This is a genomic window from Bacillus sp. GM2 (genome assembly GCF_056155945.1).
This window is the reverse complement of the sequence record NZ_JBRKSZ010000007.1, coordinates 1,064,504-1,086,089: the sequence shown is the minus strand read 5'-3', so window position 1 is coordinate 1,086,089 and position 21,586 is coordinate 1,064,504. Positions and strand designations below refer to the sequence as shown.

Genomic DNA, 21,586 nt, shown 5'->3' with positions numbered 1-21,586 from the left:
TACTTAGAGAAGCTTGTGTATCGCCAGCCGGAGAATATCGGGCAGCTTTCCGAATGAAAACGGCACATGGAGGCGTTCCGTCCATTTATGAGGGTCTTTGCCGGCCGGCCCGATATTGATGACTGGAACAAACAGTGCGTTTTCTCGTCCTTTAGGCAGTGAATAGCCGTGTTGAAACAGCGGCATATTTGATGTGAACGCATCGACAGACTGCTTTTGCAGCTGAAGGTAGCTTAAATCAGACAAGCCGGGAAAATATTGGACTTCTGTAAATTCAATACCGTACCTGTCGGCCGCATACTGCTTCACTTCTTTCATCACCTTTCGGATCAAAGGATCGTCCTTTGAAGAAACAGCCGGATAAAACGGCGGACTGTAAAACAGAACGATCATCGGAGCATCTTCTTTGCAGAGTGAAGCCAATTCAGAGACGATTTTCGTTGAAAAATCGCGGTCTCCCAGCTCGCCCCTGTTGGCAAATGCAAAGTTAAGTATGCGTTCCGCCTCGGGCTTCCCGGCCTTTTCCTTTGCTTTGTTCCACAGCTCCTCAAACGTCAGCACGGAAACGGTCGGGTTCATTGGCGTGAATGCTTCAAACCGCTGATATTCGGCCGTTTTACGCTCAATATTTGTTTGAATATTGGCGGCCGCTTCCTTGGCTGTGTCAAGCAGCATGCGATGGAGCTCGGCGGCGGAACGCTGCATCATCAGTAAATTAAAGAGCGACACCGCTGCGTGAGGAGTCTGAACCGAGTACGCCTCCTTCAAATCTTTTTGCATCAGATTGGCCGGGGGAGGCGTCACCTCTCCGTCCGCTTCTTCGCAATAGTCGACGTTTAATTCGAGCAGCCTGTTGATTTCGGACACCATTAAATTCGCATTCACCCCTGCAAACGGCTCGCCGACATGCGTCTCAACCCCTTTGCAGAAAAATCCGGCAAGCGCTTTGCCGATGCTGCCTGAATAGACGTACAGCTTCGGATCTCCCGGATGTTTTTCAAACATCGGCTCACAATTTAAGCACGATGTATAATGAAGGCCAAATTCCTCTTCCAAAGCTTTCAGTGCGGGTACTGCTTCAAGCATCCCCTGTGAATTGACTTCTTCGTCGGGAACCGTAATTAATAGAAGGTTTCCGTCAAATTCTCCGTTCATCGCCCGTTCCAGCATCGAAAATTGAACAGCAAGACCCGCTTTCATGTCCATGCTTCCCCTTCCAAACAGCCATTCGCCGCTTTCCAAGTCTCTTCTGACCCGTTCGGGCAAAAGTTCTTTTTTATCATTTAATACATCCATGAGTTCCGGGACTTTGCATGCCATATGTTTGAATTCTCCGTAGTCTGCCGTATCGACCACGTCAAAATGGCTCAAGAGGAGCACCGTATTTGATTTCTCTTCCTTTTTGACGAGGGCGGTTAGAAAATAACGCCCGTCTTCCATCGGGTGAAGCTTTAAGTATTCAGGATTCTTTTGAAAGTACGAACGTTCCTTTAATATATCATGCATATACTTCGCAAGCGCCACTTCTCCGGCTGTGCCTGAGATGCTTTCGTATTGAACTAGAGAAATGAGCAGCTGTTTCAGTTCTTCCACTGTCTGCCACTTCATAAAGCAAACCCCCTCTTTCACTGTTTTCCGCAGATGTATGCAAATATCGTATTTAGTAAAAATTAGAATGTGAACAACTTTATTGTACTGAACATTCTTATATATGGAAATGACTTGAGCAGTTTATATGACGAGAATGGACAGAATTGGTATAATCGAGGCGAAAACTTACGGGAGGCGAAAAAATTTGAGTAATCGAAAACTGTTTACACCATGGAGTTTAAAAGGAGTTACACTAAAAAACCGGATTGTCATGTCGCCGATGTGCATGTATTCCTCCCATGAAAAGGATGGAAAAGTGCAGCCGTTCCACATGACCCACTACATCTCCCGCGCCGTCGGACAAGTCGGACTGATCATGGTAGAAGCTACCGCCGTCACCCCAGAGGGAAGAATTTCCGATCAGGATCTCGGTATATGGGATGACGCGCATATTGACGGACTTGCCGCATTAACGTCACAAATCAAGCCGTACGGCAGCAAAACGGCGATTCAGCTGGCGCACGCCGGAAGAAAAGCCGAGGTCGAAGGTACAATCTACGGTCCTTCAGCTCTTCCTTTCGACGAAAATTCGCGAATACCTGTTGAAATGACAAAAGAAGACATAAAAGAAACCGTTCAGGCTTTCAAAAAAGGAGCTGAACGTGCGAAAGCCGCCGGCTTTGACATCATTGAGATTCATGGAGCCCACGGATATTTGATCAACGAATTTTTATCACCGCTTTCCAACAAACGCGAGGATGAATATGGAGGATCACCGGAAAACCGCTACAGGCTGCTTCGCGAAGTCATCGACGCTGTAAAAGAAGTCTGGGACGGACCATTGTTCGTACGCGTTTCGGCTTCAGACTACAAAACAAAAGGCCTTGATGTCGCCGATTATGTCGGTTTCGCCAAATGGATGAAAGAACAGGGCGTTGATTTGATCGATGTCAGCTCCGGTGCCGTCGTGCCTGCCGACATCAACGTCTTCCCGGGCTACCAAGTCGGCTTCGCCGATACAATTCGCGCCCAAGCCGAAATCCAGACAGGTGCAGTCGGGTTGATCACAAGCGGCCTTCAAGCTGAGGAAATCCTCCAAAATGGACGCGCAGATCTCATTTTCGTTGCGCGAGAGCTGCTGAGAGATCCATACTGGCCGAAAACTGCTGCCAAACAGCTGAACACAAAAATTGAAGGGCCTGTTCAGTACGACAGAGCCTGGTAAGTTGCTGATATCCCGCCTCAAGGCGGGATATTTCTTTTTTTCAAACTCGTGAGAAACGAACATCCTTGTTCGTGCGTCTTTCCTAATAGAAACACCATATACAGAGAGAGGATGACCTCTATGACCATAACGGAAAGAATATATACAGTTAAAGGATGCATGTTTTACACAAAGCAGAGAAAAGGAAAAAAGAACGCAACCATTATTTTTGAAGCAGGCTACGGTTCTTCTTCAAAAACTTGGCAGCCCATTTTACCGGATATAGACGAAGATCTCGGCTTGTTTGCATACGACCGTGCAGGCCTTGGCAACAGCGGGCCGAGCAGCAGCAAAAGAACAGCGGATCAGATGGTAAAGGAACTGAAAGCGCTGCTTGCAGCAGCAGGCGTCAAACCGCCCTACCTGTTTGTCGCCCATTCGTTCGGCGCCGTCATTGCAAGGTTGTTTGCAAGCCGGTACAGCGATGAAGTCATCGGCATGGTGCTGCTTGATCCCGCTTGTGAAGATCAGGAGGAAAAAGTGCTGCCTCTTCTTCCGGAAACATTAAAAGAAGACTACAGCAAACAGTTTTCGATCGAAGGGTCTCATGAGGACTTTCAACAAAGCCTGGACATTCTGAAGCAGGAAAAGAAACACCTCGGTTCGGTTCCTTTGCTCGTCCTCTCGGCGGGAAAAAGGACGGAGACGGCGAAACAGGCTCATCACGAGTGGCTGAAGCTTCACAGCAGACTGCTGTCTCTTTCGCATCAAAGCGGCTGGATTCAAGCGAAAAACAGCTCGCATTTGATCCATCATGATGAGCCCCACATCGTCCAGCTTGCGATCTATGATGTGTGGTATGCCGCACAGCAGCAAACATACGCCTATCAAGCCGCCAATTAAACAAAAAAACCAGCAGACATTCTGCTGGTTTTTGGTTATTTTGTTTCACGGTGAATCGTGTGCCTTTTCAGACGCGGAGAATATTTTTTCAATTCCAGGCGATCCGGATTTGTACGTTTGTTTTTTGTCGTAATATAATTGCGGTCCCCTGTTTCAGTACACGCCAATGTAATTTTGACTCTCATGTTGTCCTCCTTATCAAAACGTAATGATTACGCTTTATTATACACCATTTTAGAACCGTGTCAACAAAAAAAGCTTCCCGTCCCGCATTGCTGGAACAAAGAAGCTTCGAATGCCAATTAAGTTCTTTTAATCTCATGCTCATAAAAGTCAAAAGCTGCCACGGTATCAGGAAAGATCGCTTTCGCTTCATTGACCAGTTCAAGCACGTTTTCCCCCTGGTATCTTGCACTGATATGTGTTAAAATCAGTTCTTTTGCGCAGGCCTCCCGCGCTGTTTCCGCCGCTTGTTCTGAAGTGCTGTGATAATAGTCTCCGGCAAGCTCCCTGTCACCTTTCGCAAATGTTGCTTCATGGATGAGGACATCGGCTTTTTCGGCAAGCTTCTTCACATTCTCGCATGGCCTCGTATCTCCGGAAAAAGCGACAATCCGCCCTTTTTTCGGCGGTCCGATAAAGTCTGCACCGCGAATCTTCCGGCCGTCTTCCAATGTGACCGTCTCCCCGTTTTTCAGCTTTTGATAAACAGGGCCAGGCGAGACTCCGGTCTCTTTCAGCGCTTCGGCGTCAAGTGCGCCTGGAACATCTTTTTCCTGCACGCGGTATCCAAAAGCGGGGATGCCGTGAGATACGCTTCTCGCCGTCACGATAAACTGGTCATCTTCAAAGACTGTCCCTTCTTCAATCTCCTTAATCACAAGCGGGTATGTGACATGCGTCCCCGATACGTCAAGCGCCGTTTCAAGAAACGTTTTGATTCCTTGCGGTCCGTATACGGTCAGCGGACCTTCCCCTCCCTGGAAAGAGCGGCTGCTGACAAGACCCGGAAGCCCGTATACATGATCGCCGTGAAGATGGGTAATAAAAATCTTTTCAATTTTTCTGGGCTTGATCGATGTATGTAAAATTTGATGCTGTGTGGCCTCCCCGCAGTCAAACAGCCAAACAGACCGCCTTTCTTCTAAAAGCTTCAATGCGACGGATGTGACATTCCTCGTTTTTGCGGGGATGCCTGCTCCCGTTCCTAAAAATAATAACTCCAATATCCTTTCCTCCTGCTAAAAACTTCATCTATCACAAGCATACAGGAAGTCTGAGAAAAAAGAAACGCCGGCTTCACGCCAGGCTATGCAACTAAATACCCTGCCCGTTTTCAGTAAACTTTTCATACGATTCGATCTCAAATGTTTGCTTTAAGGGATTATTAGCTTTAAAATGAAGAAAATAAACTTAGCTTCGAATAAAGTGAGGTACGTTTAATTGAAAAAAGATCAAATGGAACCAAAAGCAGTTATCGTAATATTTGGCGCAACAGGGGATTTGGCAAAACGAAAACTATATCCTTCTATCCACAGGCTCTACGAAAACGGACAAATCGGGAATGAATTCGCGGTTGTCGGAGTCGGCAGACGCCCTTGGACAAATGAAGACTTTCGCAGTACCGTACAGCAATCGGTTTCGAAGTTTCCGTTAAACGAAAAGGATGTGGACGAGTTTACATCTCACTTCTACTACCATCCTTTTGATGTTACAAATTCCGGCTCATACCGGGAATTGAACGAACTTTTAGAGAAGCTGGAAAGTACATATGATATTCCGAATAACCGGATGTTTTACTTGGCGATGGCTCCTGAATTCTTCGGAACGATTGCAAAGTTCCTAAAATCAGAGGGTGTCACTTCAACAAAAGGCTGGTCAAGGCTTGTTATCGAGAAGCCTTTCGGACATGATCTGCCGAGCGCAAAAGCCTTGAATCAGGAAATCCGTGAAGCCTTTACAGAAGATCAAATCTATCGGATTGACCATTATCTAGGAAAGCAAATGGTGCAGAACATCGAAGTCATCCGCTTTGCCAACGCGATTTTTGAGCCGCTTTGGACAAACAGATACATCTCGAACATTCAAATCACGTCAAGTGAAGATTTGGGTGTGGAAGACAGAGCGAGATATTATGAAAAATCTGGTGCGCTTCGAGACATGGTTCAAAACCACATTCTTCAAATGGTGGCGCTGCTTGCGATGGAACCGCCGATCAAGCTGAACACGGAAGAGATCCGCAGCGAAAAAGTGAAGGTGCTCAGAGCCCTTCGTCCGATTCGAAAAGACGAAGTCGATCAATTTTTTGTGCGCGGCCAGTATGACGCGGGCGTCGTTGACGAAAAACAGGTTCCGGCTTATCGCGATGAGCAAAATGTAGCAAAAGAGTCGAATACGGAAACGTTCGTTGCCGGCAAACTGCTGATCGACAACTTCAGATGGGCCGGTGTGCCGTTCTACATCCGGACAGGCAAACGGATGCAGAAAAAATCAACGCAGATTGTCGTCCAATTTAAAGACATTCCGATGAACCTTTATTACGGAAACGGCAACACGATGCATCCTAACCTGCTGGTGATCCATATTCAGCCGGATGAAGGCATCACCCTTCATTTAAACGCAAGGAAGCTTGGAGGCGGCACTTTTGCCCAGCCGATCAAGCTCGACTACTGCCATAACTGCGGGGACGGCATCAACACGCCTGAAGCTTATGAAAAGCTGATTTTGGACTGTTTGCACGGAGACGCGACAAACTTTGCTCACTGGGATGAAGTTGCGCTTTCCTGGAGTTTTGTTGATGCGATATCTCAAAACTGGGAGGAAAACAAAACCCTTTCCCCTAACTATGAGGCGGGCTCTATGGGGCCGAAAGCTGCTGATGACCTGCTCGCAAAAGACGGCTTTCATTGGTGGCCGCTTTAATAAAAAACAGCCTTCACATTGAAGGCTGTTTTTTATTTATGCTTTTAAGGCCTGTATTTCTTTCGGATGGCTTTTGTCCCGCTTCCACATCAGCTGAAGGACGAACAACAGAAGGAATATGCCGAGACCGATTATGTCGGAATAGCCCTCCGGATAAATCAGCAGGAGACCGCTCGCAGCCGCCAGTATTCTTTCAAACCAGAACACTTTTCTCATCCAGAATCCGACCATGCCCGCACCGATGGCGATCATTCCGGACAATGCGGTAAAGATCACCCAGAGAATTTCATACCAATGCGCGTCAATCATGAGAAGCTCCGGAGACAGGACGAATACATACGGGATGATAAAAGCGGCAATCGCAAGCTTTGCTGAATTGATCCCCGTTCTGATCGGCTCTCCTCCCGCAACACCGGCGGCGGCAAAGGCTGCCAAAGCAACGGGCGGTGTAATGTCAGCTACGATGCCGAAATAAAACACGAACAAGTGGGCCGACAGATCAGGAACATTCAGCAAAATCAAGGCTGGCGCGGCAATCGTCGACGTAATCACATAGTTTGCCGTCGTCGGCGACCCCATTCCGAGAACAAGAGCGGCGATCATTGTCAAAAAGAGCGAAGGCAGCAATGCGCCTCCTGCCAAATCGAGCAGACCGTTTGCAAGTTTAAGGCCGAGGCCCGTCTTTGTGACGACTCCGACGATGATGCCGGCGGCAGCTGTTGCCGCCGCAACGGAAAGCGCCATTCTCGCTCCTTCCGCGAGAGCCAGCACAATTCCTTTAAGGCCCATTCGCGTTTCCCTGTTGAACAAACCGACCAGGATCGCCAGAACGATCGAATACAATGCGGCATGCATGACCGTAATGCCCGACATTAACAAAAAGACGACCGAAACGATCGGAAGCAGCAAATAAATCTTTTTGAATACTTCCTTGCGGTTCGGCATTTCTTCTTTCGTCAATCCGCGCAGGCCGAGGCGCTTCGCTTCAAAGTGCGTCATAATCCAGATGCCTGTAAAGTACAAAACAGCCGGGATCATCGCGGCTTTCGCGATATCCCAGTACGTAATCCCTCCGCCGATGAACTCAACCATTAAAAAGGCGGCGGCTCCCATAATCGGAGGCATCAGCTGTCCGCCGGTAGATGCGGAAGCTTCGACTGCACCGGCAAATTCTTTTTTATAGCCCAGTTTTTTCATCATCGGAATCGTAAACGATCCGGAAGTGACGACATTGGCGACAGAGCTTCCGCTGATCGTTCCCTGAAGCGCGCTTGAAAAAATCGCGACTTTTGCCGGTCCGCCCGTGCTTCGCCCGGCGATCGCCACAGCAAGGTCATTAAAATACTGCCCCACACCGGTTCTGACAAGAAATGAACCGAACAGGATGAACAGGAAGATGAATGTCGAAGACACAGCGAGCGGCGTGCCCAAAATTCCTTCCGTCGTAAAATACATCGTCTGAACGAGCCTTTCCAGCGTCAGGCCGTTGTGAGACAAAAAGCCCGGCAGATACGAGCCGTAAAGGCCGTACAAAAGAAACAGGCCGGCGATGATCGTAATCGGCAGTCCGACAGCACGTCTCGTCGCTTCCAATACGAGCAGGACGGCCAACAGCCCGACATAAAAGTCAGTTTCCGTGATCAATCCGATCCCGCCTACAATCGTTTCATAATTGGCAACCCAATAAGCGCCGACGCCCGCTCCTAATACGGCTAAGATTGCGTCATACCAGGCGACTTTGAATTTGCCGGTCTTCCGTAAACCTTTTGTCGCAGGAAACAATAAAAAAATCAGACCGAGCGCAAACCCTAAATGAACCGACCTTTGAATTTGAGCCGGAAAAACACCAAAAATGGCTGTGTATAATTGAAACAAAGAAAAAGCGAGCAGGCCGGCAAATGCAATGACCCCCGTCAACCCTTTGAGCTTTCTCGTTCCCGCTTCAGGATCGTATTTCTCCAGCAGTTCCTGCTGATCTTTTTCCGAAAGCTGCTCAGTCATTGATCTTCACTCCCCTCAGTTGTTGCAAGACATTTAGTTTTCGGACACTCATCCTTGTCCATGTGCCGGGGCGGATGTACCGCTTTAACTCATGTTCAGCGCCTGAATACTTGATCCTGTGATTCGCCCTCACCCTTCCGATCCGCATATCAATGAACGGAAAGGTCCTCTTCATGTCCGAAATGGTGTAGACACCGTTATTGATGACGAGCCTTTCACCTTGCTCCGCGTTTGCGGGCATTCCGACGGCCGGATCATGATAGGTCAGAGCGGTCTGCCGAATCATTCCTTTTTCCCACACATACGATTCGATCACTTCTGTCCGATGGATGGAATGCGTATAGATCACATCAAAGCTTTTCTTCTTTTGGAGGGGAAGAAAAGCGATGATCTCGCCGCTGTCCTCTTTCTCGAACACGACAGCGGTCTGATAAGGAATCAGGCATGCCGCTGCAAAAGCGGCAATGATCAGCGCCGGCACAAGCCGTTTTACAATTTTAAATTTCCTCATTTTCCCAAATCCCCTGCCGAATAGAAAAACGATAGACCGATGTTTCATTGCAACGGTCTATCGAGTGTCCTGACTTGTTCATCGTTTATCTGCCTGCGGCTTTACGATTTTTCTATCCCTTTTTCTTTGAAATATTTAGCCGCTCCCGGATGAATTTCAATATCGCCCAATCCTTCAAGCGCGGTTTCAGGCTTGATAAATTCGCCTTTGGCATGATTGATTTTATCGGCTTCAAACAGCGCTTTCGTCATTTTATAGACGGTGTCCTCATCCATCTTGTCGGATGCGACGAGCATCGCTTTGACAGCGACCGTGTTCACATCGCTCCCGATGCCGTACGTGCCTTTTTTAATCGTATCCTCAGCATAGAACGGATACTTTTCCATCAGCTTTTCCTGCTTATCCTTTTCAATATTTAAAATTTTGATTTTATTTTGTGCAGAAAGCCCTTCGACAGCGCCGGTAGGCGTTCCAGCCGTGATGAAGGCGGCATCGATCGCGCCTGACTGAATGCCGTCGGTCGACTCTTCAAAAGACAAGTTTTGCGGTTTGATGTCGTCAAAAGACATCCCGTGAACCTCCAAAATCTGCTTGGCATTAATATTGACCCCTGCACCAGCAGCACCCACGGAAACCGTTTTGCCGTTTAAATCTTCAATCGAATTGATTCCGCTTTTTTCTGTTGTCACAATCTGTACAGTTTCAGGATACAGGGCGGCAATCGCCTTGATTCCGTCAATTTTTTCTTTAAACATTTCTTTGCCTTCTATGGCATAAGTGGCAATGTCCGTCTGAGAAAAAGCGACCTCAGCTTCCCCTTTTTGCAGAGTTGCCATGTTTTCAGCAGAAGCCCCTGTAGTCTGCGTCGTAAATTTGTCTCCTGTTGCATCCTCCCAAAGGTTTGCAAATTGACCGCCGAGCGGATAATATGTACCACCGGTTCCCCCTGTCAGCAGACTGTAGCTTTCTGAGCCTTTTGACGCAGATCCGCCGTCCTTATTTCCTGATGCATTGCCGCTTCCGCACGCTGCCAATCCCATGACAAGCGTCAGCAGCAATACAATCCATGATAAGCTTTTCCACTTTTTCATTCATTCTCCCCCTTTGCTTGTTGGACAAATAACAATCCTATCGTACCACGAAAAATGTATTAGTTGTCAATATATTGTTTTATTTCTAATTATTTAGTTAATTTTATGAGCAGCTGGTTCTAAATATGCGTACGGCCCCGGAAATTCCCGTCCGCTAAAGCGATGGTAGCCCACGATCCCCTCGGAGGACAAGCGTGCTGGAAGATTGCATGACAAAACAAAAAACCCGCGGTTATGCAGGTTTTTCATTTCCGAACATGGACGCTGGAAAACACAAACTTGTCGTAGCGATGCCTTGCAAAAGAATATTCAAACGGTTCACCTGTATTTAAAAAAGCGACCTGTTCAACTTCAAGAACCGGATCGTCAGGGGCGCATTCCAAGTGCTCTCGGTCGAGCGCATTCGACTTATCCGCCCTGATCTTCCGGTGCGAGCCGGCGATTGTCAGTTTCAGCGTCTCGGTGATGTGCCGGTAAACGGAGCCGTGAAGGACGTCTTCATTTAATTCAGAGATGACATTCGAAGGCATATACGTTTCTTCAATGACATACGGTTCATCTTCAACCTTTCTGAGCCTGATGATATGATACACCGGAACGGTCTTTTCGATTGACAATTGCTTAGCCACTTCATCTGAAGGGAATTCGACATCAAATTGAATGATGCGGCTTTCGATTTGTTTATTGGCGAGAAGCTTGGTCAGCCCGAGGTTTTCGCGGTCTGTCACACTGACGGGAAGCTGCTGAATCGATGATTTCACAATGAAGGTGCCGTGTCCGCGCTTGCGGTACAGCATGCCTTCTGACACGAGAATATCGAGGGCTCTTTTCATCGTCATTCTGCTGCAGGAAAATTCTTTGGCGAGAGAAAGCTCATCAGGTATGGGCTGATCAATCGGATAGTATTCTTCCTGAATCCGCCTCCTCATTTCGTTTGAAATATATTCGTATTTTCTCATGTTTTAACCACCATTACTAAGGATTCTGTATGCTTGTAACACCTTCCTTATCATTATATCGGTTTTGAAGCGGAAATAAAAAGATGGCCCAACAGACCATCTTTTAGCCCGAGTCCTTTTTAAAAACCGTTGTTCTCGGCAAGTTTCTTAAACCAGTATCCGCTTTTTTTAATCGTTCGTTCTCCGTTTTTGTCAAGGTTGACAGATACAAATCCGTAGCGGTTTTTATAGGCGTTTGTCCATGACCAGTTGTCCATGAATGTCCAAAGGTGATAGCCTTTGACATTCGCTCCTTCCCGAATCGCTCTGTGCAACCATTTTAAGTGTTCTTCGATAAACGCAATTCGGTAGTCATCGCGGATTATGCCGTCTTCGCCGCGGAAACGCTCTTCTCCTTCAACACCCATTCCGTTCTCAGAAATAAAGCATTCAATATTTCCATAGTTTTCTTTGACATTCATTAAAATATCATAGATTCCTTTTTCGTATATTTCCCAGCCGCGGTGGCGGTTCATTTTTCGTCCGGGCATTTCATAATGGTCAAAAAAACGCTCCGGCATAAAAGGCGCGTCCGGATGAGGCAGGTGCTCCTTCGCTTTCACCCGTCTCGGCTGATAATAATTGATGCCGAGCAGATCGACAGTGTGATTTTTGATCAGCTCCAAGTCTCCTTCTTCCATGACAGGCAAATAGCCTTTTTCTTTTAAAATAGCTGTTAAAAGCTGCGGAAACTCACCCTTAACGGCAGGATCAAGAAACGACTGGTTAAAGAAAGCGTCAGCTATTTCAGAAGCTCTTACATCTGCCGGGTGCTGGCTTCTCGGATAGGATGGCGTTAAATTTAAAATGATGCCGATTTTGCCGTCGCCTCCGTGTCTGCGGTAGGCTTCGACCGCTTTGGCGTTTGAAAGAATTTCATGGTATGCGACCTGGACGGCCTTTTGAAAGTCGACGATGTTCGGATAGTGAAAATCGTATAAATAGCCGCCTTCAGCAGGAACGATCGGCTCATTGTGGGTAAACCATTTTTTCACACGATCCCCGTACAGCCGAAAGCACGTTTCCGCGTATGAAACAAAGTGATCGACGACTTGCCTGTTTTCCCACCCGCCGATATGCTGGAGCGCAAGCGGCATATCAAAATGATAAAGGTTGACAAAAGGCTCGATCCCAGCTGCCAGCAGTTCATCGATGACTTGGTTATAAAAGGCAGCTCCTTCCTCGTTCAGCCTGCCTTTTCCTTCAGGAAACAGACGGGCCCACGAAATGGAGAAACGAAAAGAGTTGTGGCCGAGCTCCTTCATCAGCTGAATATCTTCTCTGTAAGTCTCGTAAAAACGCGAAGTCTTCTCAGGGCCTACTCCGTCAAAAAATCGGTTTGGCTCTTTTTCGTACCAGTGATCCCAAATGTTCTTTCCTTTGCCTCCTTCAGCCGCCGCTCCTTCAGTCTGGGTCGCGGACGCCGCCGACCCCCACCAGAAACCTTTTGGAAAACGGTATTGAATTTGTTCTAGCTGCAGTTCTGTTTTTGACATGTCATCAATCTCCTTTTAAAGTCCTAGCGTTGTCTGATCTTGTTCCGCTGCATTGATTTCCTGCTCTTTTTTCATATTCATCCGGTCGATGAATTTCAAAAACGGGAACCAGATCATAAAGACAACGGCTAAATTCACAATCTGAAGAATGCCGCCGGCAAGCGAATTGGTCGCCATCATTCCGCTGATAAAAATCGGCACAGTCCAAGGAATCGTGACCCCCGTCGGCGGCGGCACAAGCCCGGACGCCATCGCCAAATACGTAATTAAAGTGACGATCATCGGCGAGATGACCCACGGAATAAAAATGAGCGGGTTCATGACGATCGGCAGGCCGAAAATGATCGGTTCATTTACGTTGAAAATCCCCGGCGCCGCTCCGAGTTTTGCGACCTGCTTCATCTGCTTACTCTTCATAAACAGCAGGATGGCAATAATCACGGCCAGTGTCATGCCGGTTCCGCCCATTCCGACGGTGTACACTTCCATAAACTGCTTATTGATAATATGCGGAACTTCCCCTGTTGCGGTATAGCTATTCAAATTTTCGATCGAAAGCGTATTCCAGATCGGATCCATTACAGAGTTGATGATAATTTGCCCGTGGAGTCCGAAGAACCAGAGAAGCTGAGTAAAAAATATAGCAATCAAGGTCGGAATGATACCGCTTCCAAGACCGACAAGCGGAGCCTGTACCAGATTGTAAATTAAATCGTGCATATTCGTATTGAACGCTTGGGTCACAAGGATATTGATGACCAAGTAGACGGACAAGGTCATCACCGCCGGAATCAGCGCGGCAAAAGATTTTGCTACAGCAGGCGGAACGCCGGCGGGCATTTTGATCGTATAGTTTTTCTGGACAAAAAATCTGAAAATCTCCGCGGATGTAAAGGCGGTAATCATTCCGAGGAACATCCCTTTCGCACCGAGCCTGTCAATCGGGATGACGTTCGGAATCACTTCCCCTCCTTCGCCGTTTAATACAAACGGAGTCAGCAGAAGGAACGATGCCAAAGCGACGACTCCTCCAAAAACCGCTTCGACTTCATAAGTTTTGGACAAATAATACCCGATCCCGAATACGACGAAAACGGACATGATGCTGATCGTTGCGCTCGGCGCTATGCTTAAAGCCGACTGGAACGTTTCAAGCGCGGATTTGCTCATCATTTTATTGAGAAACGGCAAATTGGTTAAAACGACAATGATCGATCCGAAAATGGTGAGCGGAAAAGCCAGCATAAATGCATCCCTCAGCACGCCTAAATACCGGTTATTATTCAGCTTCCCGGCAATCGGCACCAAGAGGTTGCTCAATTTTTCAAACATGGTCTCTTATCCCCCTTCGATTTTGCCATGCAGTGCGAATCATAGACTTTTCTCTTTGAACAATTCCAATAATTCAGAAACGAGTTCCTTCATCGTGAGCGTCGACATCAAATGGTCCTCGGCATGCAAGAGCAGCAAAGAGAACTCATTTTTTCCCCCACCCGCTTCTTTTTGGATCATTTGAAAATGAATATCGTGGGACTGCTGCAAATCGTCTTCTGCCTGTTGTAGCAGCTCCTCTGCTTTCTGAACGCTGCCGTCGCGGTATTCCCTGATGGACTGAATAACCTTGCTGCGGGCGTTTCCGCTGTGAAGAATGAGCTGAAAGCAAATTTGTTCGCCTGTTAATTCATCGAGCTTTAATTTTTCCATTATCGTCAATCCCCGATCAGGCTTAGCGCCTGTTCATAAGCTTTCTTTCCATCAGCCATTCCGTAAGCCAGCATATCAATCACATCAACCTTAATACCGTACTGTTCAGCTTCCTTCTGCAGCTCGCCTTTTAAAAAGCTCATTTGCGGGCCGATGAGAACGACGTTTGCCTCTGCCATCTCTTTTTTCGCCTGGTCCTGTCCGACCGCCCAAATTTTTGCCTCATCACCGATTGAATGCGCGTATTCCTGCATCTTGGTGACAAGGAGGCTTGTCGACATTCCAGAGCTGCATGCGAGTAAAATTTTCTTCATGGTGATCTCCTCCCTTTATTAAAAGCGCTTTCACACAACTATTATTATATCTTTTTATTTTTAAATGTCTAGACATTTAAAAATAAATGTATGTATTTATTTCGAACAATAAAAAACCCCTCTTCTTTCCAGAGGGGTTTTCAAATAAATTATCTGGCGTATTTTTTGAACAGCTGAACTGCTTCTTTAGGCACGTAGAAGGATCCATTGCTTTCAACAATCACGCTGTCTAGTTCGTATTCCTTCCCGTTGATTCTGATAATGTTTTTGTTCACAGGCATTTCGGCTTTTGCTTTTTTGCGCGCTGCGACAAGAACTGGGTTAGCCGGATCTTTTTGATCGATCGTTACGCTGGCTCCGGCTTTTTTAAATGCCTGTTTTGCTTCGATAAATAATTCGTTTGTTAATTTGTCTAAGTTGAAGCCCATTGCCTTTGCCATCGTTTTGGCGATATCGGTGTTTTCGACGAGACCCTGCGGCTTTTCTGGACCATACGAATACAGGAAGACGTCTTCACCCGTATGACCGCCTGTTGTGAATCCGATGTTGGCCCGGTTGCTGAGCAGCTTGGTAAATAATGAAGCCGCTTCTTTTTTGTTTTTCACGCTTTTCAGCTGTTTCTTCTCTGCCGGCGTTAAATCATCAAGTCCGTAAAGCTTCGCCGCTTCTTCGATATTCGATAAGTCGTCTTTTAATTTGCCAGTTGCGCCTTCCACCGTCATTTTAGCTTTTTTCAGCGGATCGACATAGGCTGATACCGGTGTTGTGTCATAGCCTTTCGTCGTGTTGCTGTTGCCGATGGAGATGCCGCTGTTGCCATGGTCCGAGACGGCAATAACCATTGTATGTTTATCTTTTTTAGCGAAATCAAGCGCTTCTTTCACCGCGTTATCAAACGCCAATACATCGCTGATCATGCCGATCGGATCGTTTTGATGCGCTGCCCAGTCAGGCTTGCTTCCTTCCACGAATAAAAAGAAACCGTCCTTGTCTTTAGAAAGCGTCTGAATCGATTTTTTCGTCATCTCTGCAATAGTCGGCTGCTCTGGATGCGTTGCGCGGCGGTCCATGTCATACGCGAGATCGCGCTGTGAGAAGGCGCCCCAGATTTTTTTCGATTTTGACTTGAGGAGTTGATCTTTCGTTTCAACGAAATCGTACTTTTTATCTTTGAGCACTTTTACAAGGTCTTCACCGTCTTTGCGGCTTTTATCCTTTGTACCCGGCTGAAGCGATTCTTTTCCTCCGCCAAGGACAACATCCATGTTTTGATAAACCTGCTGTTCACCGAGCACTTCAAAATTATTGCGGTCTTTATGATGGCCGGAATAGCCGGCAGGCGTGGCATGCTGAATTTCAGATGTTGCAATGATGCCGGTTGCTTTCCCCTTCTGTTTTGCGCCTTCCAGCACGTTTGCTACAGGCCGGTAATGATCTTTTTCACGGACCTTCTCGACTCCTGGTGTGTTCACTTTTGAAGGCAGCACACCGATATAGGAAGAATTTGATTTTCGTCCCGTTGCCATCGCAGTTGCTGCAGGTGCAGAATCAGTGATCGCCGATTCTGCCGAATACGTCCGGACACCGCCGCTGACGATCTGGTCCATTGCGAGCGGTTCGCCTTTATACCAGCGTGCCAAAGTTGATGCAGAAGAGCTTGTTCCATCCATGACCATCATGATCACGTTTTTGACCTTCGGCTCTTCCTTTTTTTTCGCTGTTTCCATTGCCGCACTGCCTGTTCCCGCCGATCCTAAAGCGACTGCTCCTGCCAGTGTAATGCCGACGATTCTGTTGCGTAAGAAACCCATTCTTATGTACTCCCTCCATAACCGCTTTTTGTTGACACACCTACACTATCATTGCTATGTAAACAGCACTATTGCTTTCTATTAATCTTATGTAAATTTTCATGGGCTTATGATGAAAAGAAGGCATCCCGCCTTCTTTTCACCCTTTTCCCGCTTGGAATCCCGGGTATTTTGTCATCCCGCCGTCTACATACAGCGTCAGGCCTGTCACATAGCTTGCTTCTTCAGATGCTAGCCAGGCCGCGCAGGCTGCGACTTCCTCCGGCTTTCCGATATACCCTATCGGAATCAATTCAATAACGCCTTTTTTCAATTCGGGATCAGCGAATTTTTCGGCGTTAATCGGCGTATCGATTGCACCGGGGCCGATCGCGTTTACCCGGATTCCTTTCGGAGCATATTCCAAAGCAAGGGTTTCCGTCAGCAGTTTTGCCCCGCCCTTGCTTGCCGCATAATGGACAAAATGCGGCCACGGGATTTGCTGATGGACGCTGGACATATTGATGACCGAGCCTTTAATATTATGGTCGAGCATATAGCCGATCGCTTCCCGGCATCCTAGAAACATCCCCGTCAAATTGGTTGATATGACGCGGTTCCAGTCCTCCAGAGACAAATCCTCAGAAGGTACTTCATTTTCCACCCCGGCGTTGTTCACCATCACATCAACGGAACCGAATGAATCAACAGCCTGTCTGATCAGCGCTTTCACATCATCTTCTTTTGAGACATCTCCTTGAACGGCAATCGCGCGCGCTCCGCTGCTTTCTATTTTCTCCACCGTCTCTTCGGGATTTTCTTCTTCCTTGAAATAATTGATCACTACATTGGCCTTTTCAGCACCGAAGCGCAGTGCCATCGCTTTTCCAAGACCTGTACCCGCCCCTGTGATAACGACCGTTTTTCCCTCTAAACTTGGATACATGGGTTGATTCCTCCTTATTGAAACTCTCTCTTTGAGTAGGTTTCCACACAACCGCTTAAACATGCATCCTTCCGAAAATCAAAAAACCGCAAGCTTTTCAGCTTGCGGCTTTACATCTTATTTCATCCACTCAGTGTGGAAAATGCCTTCTTTATCTGTACGCTCATACGTATGGGCGCCAAAGTAGTCGCGCTGCGCCTGAATCAGGTTGGCCGGCAGGGTGGCAGTGCGGTAGCTGTCAAAGTAAGCGAGAGCGCTTGAGAAGCAAGGTACAGGAATTCCTTGTTCAACCGCAAGAGAAATCGTTTTGCGGAGGGCTCCCTGATAGCTTTCAACGATATTTTTGAAGTACGGGTCAAGAAGCAGGTTGTCAAGCTCTGGATCGCGGTCATACGCTTCTTTGATTTTTTGCAGGAACGCCGCGCGGATGATGCATCCTTCGCGGAAAATCATCGCGATATCGCCGTATTTCAAATCCCAGCCGTATTCTTCTGATGCGGCTTTCATTTGAGCAAAGCCTTGGGCGTAAGAACAGATTTTGCTCATGAAGAGCGCTTTTCTGACCGCTTCGATCAGCTCTTCTTTGTTCTCAGCGGCAGGTTTCGCTTCAGGTCCTGCCAGAAGCTTGCTCGCTTTGACGCGCTCCTCTTTCATGGAAGAGATGAAGCGGGCGAAAACAGATTCCGTAATGATGGGAAGCGGAACGCCCAGGTCAAGAGCGCTTTGGCTTGTCCATTTTCCTGTGCCTTTTTGACCTGCTTTATCGAGGATGACGTCAACAAGCGGCTTGCCGGTTTCCTCGTCTTTTTTCGTGAAAATATCAGCCGTGATTTCGATCAGATAGCTGTCAAGCTCTCCCTTATTCCACTCGGAAAAGACTTCGTGAAGCTCATCTGATGACAGACCGACAATGTGTTTCAAAATAAAGTAGGATTCTGAGATCAGCTGCATATCGCCGTATTCGATGCCGTTATGAACCATTTTTACATAATGGCCGGCGCCGTCAGGACCGATGTATGTCGTACACGGTTCGCCGTCCACCTTGGCAGAAATAGCTTCAAGAATCGGCTTGACAAGCTCATGGGCTTCCTTTTGTCCGCCTGGCATGATAGACGGCCCTTTCAGAGCGCCTTCTTCACCGCCGGAAACGCCGGTGCCGATGAAGTGAATGCCGCTTTCGGCCAGCTCCCTGTTTCTTCTCTGCGTATCTTTATAATATGTATTTCCGCCGTCAATCAAAATGTCGCCTTTTTCAAGATGAGGCAGAAGCGATTGAATCGTTGCGTCTGTCGGTGTTCCAGCTTTGACCATTAAAAGAATTTTGCGCGGTTTTTCAAGAGATTCAACAAACTCTTCAATGCTGTATGTACCGACAACGTTTTTGCCTTCGGCTTCTTTCAGAAACTCTTCGGTTTTCTCGCTTGATCTGTTGTAGACAGAAACTGAAAACCCGCGGCTTTCAATGTTTAAAGCCAAGTTTTTTCCCATTACTGCTAAACCAACTACACCTATTTGTTGTTTTGCCATGTCTAACGTCCCTTCTAAAGCGTTTAGCATTATAGTTTAATTTTTATTTAAATTGAAATTACCACACTTTGACCTACATTTTCAAGCTATTGATCTTGTCTCTCGTCTTGGAAAAAATCTTTGTTAAAGCTTGTTCCGCTCGTTTTGCTTTCTTTTTTCACAATCCTGACCCCTTTTTTGATGAGGTCTGTTCCATATTTTTCATTCAGTTCGGCCATCACTTTTTGGATCGGCTCATCTTTGGCATCCTCATGAAAGGAAAACAAATCAAGCTGTTTGACGGCTTCCTTTCGATTGACGAGGTCTGTTCCCGTCACGCCCAAAAGCCTGACAGGGCTTCCGTGCCAATGCTGCCTGAAAAGGGCTTTCGATTCCTTCGCAATTTCGTCTTTTGAATCGGTCGGATTCAGAAGGGTCTTGCTTCTTGTTATGTTCGTCCAGTCCGCAAAGCGGATCATGATGAAAACTTTTGCTGCCATGACCTCTTTTCGCTTCAGCCTGTCGCTTACTGAGATTGAAAGCTTGTCAATCAGTCCGAACAGCTCTTTCTCATCTGTGCTGTCATGCGGGAGGGTCGAGGAATTGCCGACGCTTTTGAATTCGTATATTCTGTCGGGATTCACTTCTCCTGTGTCGATACCGTTTGCCCTTCTTTTTAAACGGGGGCCGTTGATGCCGAGGAGGCGCTTTAAAGCATACTCATCTGCGGCAGCCAAATCGCCGATCTTTTCGATCTCGAGCGTCTTAAGCTTTTCGGCGGTTTTCCGGCCGACTCCGTACATCTCGCTGATGTCCATGGGCCAAAGAATCCGGGGCACTTCACGCTTTCTCAAAATCGTAATGCCGAGCGGCTTTTTCATATCCGAAGCCATTTTGGCCAGGAATTTATTCGGAGCGATCCCGATGCTTGACGGAAGCAGCAGTTCCTTTTGAAGGCGCTCCTGAATTTCCTTTGCCGTTTCGCATGCCCGATTTCTGTATGGCGTATCCGTTAAGTCCATGTACCCTTCGTCGATCGAAACAGGCTCGACAAGGTCCGTGTACTCCCTGAGCACTTGAAACATTTCTCTTGAAGAGCTTCTGTAGCGGTCGAAATTCGGCGGCTTGACGATCAGCTCGGGACAGAGCCGCTTCGCTTCCCAGAGCGGCATGGGCGGTTTGACGCCGCGTGCTCTCGCCTCATAGCTGCACGTGACGACGATTCCTTTCCGCTCCTTCGCATTTCCCGCGATGGCTAGCGGCCTGCCTTTCAGCGAAGGGTCATACGCCATTTCAACAGACGCGTAAAAGCTGTTCATATCGATATGAAAGATGACTCTCCCCTTTTGTTTATCAGCAGACAAAGCGGCTCCCTCCTGGCACTCTGATTAGACATCCCGGCTTTCATATAGTAAGATGTTAAATGAAACGGAAGTGATAAAAGATGATTCTTGAATCTTTCAACGATGCTTTTTTTCTGATTGAGTTTTTCACAATCGTCCTCCCCGCACTGACGGCGATCGGTATCGCCCTGATCCTGAAGGATTGCAGTACGGGAGACAGCTGGAAAACGAAACGGTTTGAAGAATATCATGCAATACAGTTTGTTTCTGCAGTCGATTTTCTCATCATCCTATATCATCGCATTACGGTATGGATAAGTAAAGTCATTCGCATGAAAGCTTCATCGAACGACGATGAAGACCACCGTTTCCTTCTTCTTTCAATTTAAACGTGAAGGGCGTCCGGCATACGGGCCCTTATTTAGAAGGAGGAGAACGTGTTGAACACGAAACTAAAGCAATTGTTTGCGACTGCAATGTTTTTGATCATGACTATGTTTATAGGTGAACAAGCTTCGGCAGCCACCGGCAGCACCGGAGGAAGCGACAACTTCTTCCACCATTATGTCGTGGTGCCTTTTTCAGAGCTGATTAAGGGAATCGCCGGAATCTTCCACGGAAACTACGGATTGTCGATTATTTTTGTGACCATCATCGTCCGGGTTCTCGTTTTTCCGCTGTTTGCCAACCAGTATAAAAAGCAGCGGGCGATGCAGGAAAAAATGGCGCTTGTCAAACCTGAGCTGGATGCGATTCAAAGCAGGTTAAAAAAGACGAAAGACCCCGTGAAGCAGAGGGAAATCCAGCAGGAGATGATGCAGCTTTACCAAAAGCACAACATCAATCCGCTGGCGATGGGCTGTCTGCCGATGCTGATTCAGTTTCCGATTCTGATCGGTTTCTATTATGCGATCCGCTCGACGCCTGAAATTGCTTCGCACTCTTTTCTCTGGTTTAACCTCGGGCATTCTGATATTATCGTATCTTTAAGCGCCGGGTTCATGTATTTTATCCAGTTCTATGTGTCTCAAAAGCTGAACGCACAGAACGCCCAATCAAATCCGGCGGCTCAGCAGTCCGCCAAAATCATGGGCTTCTTTTTCCCTGTAATGATGACGATCTTTTCGATCAATGTCCCTGCAGCCCTGCCGCTGTACTGGCTGACAAGCGGACTGCTTCTGACGATTCAATCGGTCGTTCTTCATCAAGTTTACCAAAAAAACAAAAAAGCCATTCAGCCTGCTGAATCGGCTACAAAATAAAAAAG

The 21,586-nt window shown here is 47.3% G+C and carries 20 protein-coding genes; 5 read left to right on the top strand and 15 right to left on the bottom strand.

Annotation, left to right across the window (positions count from 1 at the left end; all coding sequences use genetic code 11):
- Window positions 1-3 precede the first annotated feature (3 nt).
- A complete protein-coding gene (locus ACVC9U_RS06580; protein ID WP_441390335.1) occupies window positions 4-1,608 on the bottom strand; it encodes a M20/M25/M40 family metallo-hydrolase in 1,605 nt (534 codons plus the stop codon).
- 136 nt (window positions 1,609-1,744) lie between these two features.
- Between ACVC9U_RS06580 and namA the strand changes: the two genes are divergently transcribed.
- Window positions 1,745-2,815 carry an NADPH dehydrogenase NamA gene (gene namA, locus ACVC9U_RS06575; RefSeq protein ID WP_116758571.1) on the top strand — a complete coding sequence of 357 codons (1,071 nt, stop codon included), beginning with the start codon at window positions 1,745-1,747 and terminating at the stop codon, window positions 2,813-2,815.
- A 120-nt stretch (window positions 2,816-2,935) separates the two neighbouring features.
- Window positions 2,936-3,697, top strand: a complete 762-nt coding sequence (locus ACVC9U_RS06570) for an alpha/beta fold hydrolase (RefSeq protein ID WP_441390333.1) — start codon at window positions 2,936-2,938, stop codon at window positions 3,695-3,697.
- Window positions 3,698-3,732: 35 nt separating this feature from the next.
- On the opposite strand, the gene rpmG is transcribed toward ACVC9U_RS06570, so the two are convergent.
- Complete coding sequence (gene rpmG / locus ACVC9U_RS06565) at window positions 3,733-3,882, bottom strand: 50S ribosomal protein L33 (RefSeq protein ID WP_003183271.1); 150 nt, start codon at window positions 3,880-3,882, stop codon at window positions 3,733-3,735.
- A gap of 117 nt (window positions 3,883-3,999) precedes the next feature.
- Window positions 4,000-4,923, bottom strand: coding sequence for a ribonuclease Z (rnz, locus tag ACVC9U_RS06560; protein WP_020452090.1), 924 nt, complete (start codon window positions 4,921-4,923; stop codon window positions 4,000-4,002).
- 232 nt (window positions 4,924-5,155) lie between these two features.
- Here rnz and zwf point away from each other — a divergent pair, with 232 nt between their 5' ends.
- The gene (gene zwf / locus ACVC9U_RS06555) at window positions 5,156-6,619 is read left to right on the top strand and encodes a glucose-6-phosphate dehydrogenase (protein WP_041817458.1); all 1,464 of its coding nucleotides are present in this window, start codon (window positions 5,156-5,158) and stop codon (window positions 6,617-6,619) included.
- Between the two features lie 36 nt (window positions 6,620-6,655).
- Here zwf and ACVC9U_RS06550 read toward each other — a convergent pair whose 3' ends face one another.
- The 12 genes from ACVC9U_RS06550 to ACVC9U_RS06495 all read right to left on the bottom strand — a co-directional run bounded on the left by ACVC9U_RS06550 (window position 6,656) and on the right by ACVC9U_RS06495 (window position 20,340).
- Entirely contained in the window at window positions 6,656-8,620 is a 1,965-nt protein-coding gene (locus tag ACVC9U_RS06550) for a TRAP transporter permease (RefSeq protein WP_075752458.1), read from the bottom strand.
- A complete protein-coding gene (locus tag ACVC9U_RS06545) occupies window positions 8,613-9,131 on the bottom strand; it encodes a DUF1850 domain-containing protein (protein ID WP_059231906.1) in 519 nt (172 codons plus the stop codon). Before ACVC9U_RS06545 ends, ACVC9U_RS06550 begins: the two co-directional genes overlap by 8 nt.
- A 101-nt stretch (window positions 9,132-9,232) precedes the next feature.
- Window positions 9,233-10,222 (bottom strand): TAXI family TRAP transporter solute-binding subunit, encoded by a 990-nt coding sequence (locus ACVC9U_RS06540; protein ID WP_075752457.1) that lies wholly within the window; start codon window positions 10,220-10,222, stop codon window positions 9,233-9,235.
- Between the two features lie 245 nt (window positions 10,223-10,467).
- Window positions 10,468-11,181: a GntR family transcriptional regulator gene (locus ACVC9U_RS06535; protein ID WP_075752455.1), complete on the bottom strand. Its 714-nt coding sequence runs from the start codon at window positions 11,179-11,181 to the stop codon at window positions 10,468-10,470.
- Window positions 11,182-11,300: 119 nt separating this feature from the next.
- A complete protein-coding gene (locus tag ACVC9U_RS06530) occupies window positions 11,301-12,716 on the bottom strand; it encodes a glycoside hydrolase family 1 protein (RefSeq protein WP_075752453.1) in 1,416 nt (471 codons plus the stop codon).
- A gap of 15 nt (window positions 12,717-12,731) precedes the next feature.
- Window positions 12,732-14,048, bottom strand: coding sequence for a PTS cellobiose transporter subunit IIC (gene celB, locus ACVC9U_RS06525; protein WP_441390329.1), 1,317 nt, complete (start codon window positions 14,046-14,048; stop codon window positions 12,732-12,734).
- Window positions 14,049-14,087: 39 nt separating this feature from the next.
- Window positions 14,088-14,420 (bottom strand): PTS sugar transporter subunit IIA, encoded by a 333-nt coding sequence (locus tag ACVC9U_RS06520; protein WP_003183289.1) that lies wholly within the window; start codon window positions 14,418-14,420, stop codon window positions 14,088-14,090.
- A 5-nt stretch (window positions 14,421-14,425) separates the two neighbouring features.
- The gene (locus tag ACVC9U_RS06515; protein ID WP_003183291.1) at window positions 14,426-14,734 is read right to left on the bottom strand and encodes a PTS sugar transporter subunit IIB; all 309 of its coding nucleotides are present in this window, start codon (window positions 14,732-14,734) and stop codon (window positions 14,426-14,428) included.
- 149 nt (window positions 14,735-14,883) lie between these two features.
- Window positions 14,884-16,545 (bottom strand): alkaline phosphatase, encoded by a 1,662-nt coding sequence (locus ACVC9U_RS06510; protein WP_003183293.1) that lies wholly within the window; start codon window positions 16,543-16,545, stop codon window positions 14,884-14,886.
- Window positions 16,546-16,684: 139 nt separating this feature from the next.
- Window positions 16,685-17,470 carry a glucose 1-dehydrogenase gene (locus ACVC9U_RS06505; protein ID WP_003183296.1) on the bottom strand — a complete coding sequence of 262 codons (786 nt, stop codon included), beginning with the start codon at window positions 17,468-17,470 and terminating at the stop codon, window positions 16,685-16,687.
- Window positions 17,471-17,587: 117 nt separating this feature from the next.
- On the bottom strand, window positions 17,588-18,997 hold the full coding sequence (gene gndA, locus ACVC9U_RS06500) for an NADP-dependent phosphogluconate dehydrogenase (RefSeq protein WP_441390326.1): 1,410 nt from the start codon (window positions 18,995-18,997) through the stop codon (window positions 17,588-17,590).
- Between the two features lie 86 nt (window positions 18,998-19,083).
- Window positions 19,084-20,340 carry a DNA polymerase IV gene (locus ACVC9U_RS06495; RefSeq protein WP_003183301.1) on the bottom strand — a complete coding sequence of 419 codons (1,257 nt, stop codon included), beginning with the start codon at window positions 20,338-20,340 and terminating at the stop codon, window positions 19,084-19,086.
- An 80-nt stretch (window positions 20,341-20,420) separates the two neighbouring features.
- Here ACVC9U_RS06495 and ACVC9U_RS06490 point away from each other — a divergent pair, with 80 nt between their 5' ends.
- On the top strand, window positions 20,421-20,708 hold the full coding sequence (locus tag ACVC9U_RS06490; RefSeq protein ID WP_003183303.1) for a hypothetical protein: 288 nt from the start codon (window positions 20,421-20,423) through the stop codon (window positions 20,706-20,708).
- 48 nt (window positions 20,709-20,756) lie between these two features.
- Window positions 20,757-21,581, top strand: a complete 825-nt coding sequence (locus ACVC9U_RS06485) for a membrane protein insertase YidC (protein WP_003183305.1) — start codon at window positions 20,757-20,759, stop codon at window positions 21,579-21,581.
- Window positions 21,582-21,586 lie beyond the last annotated feature (5 nt).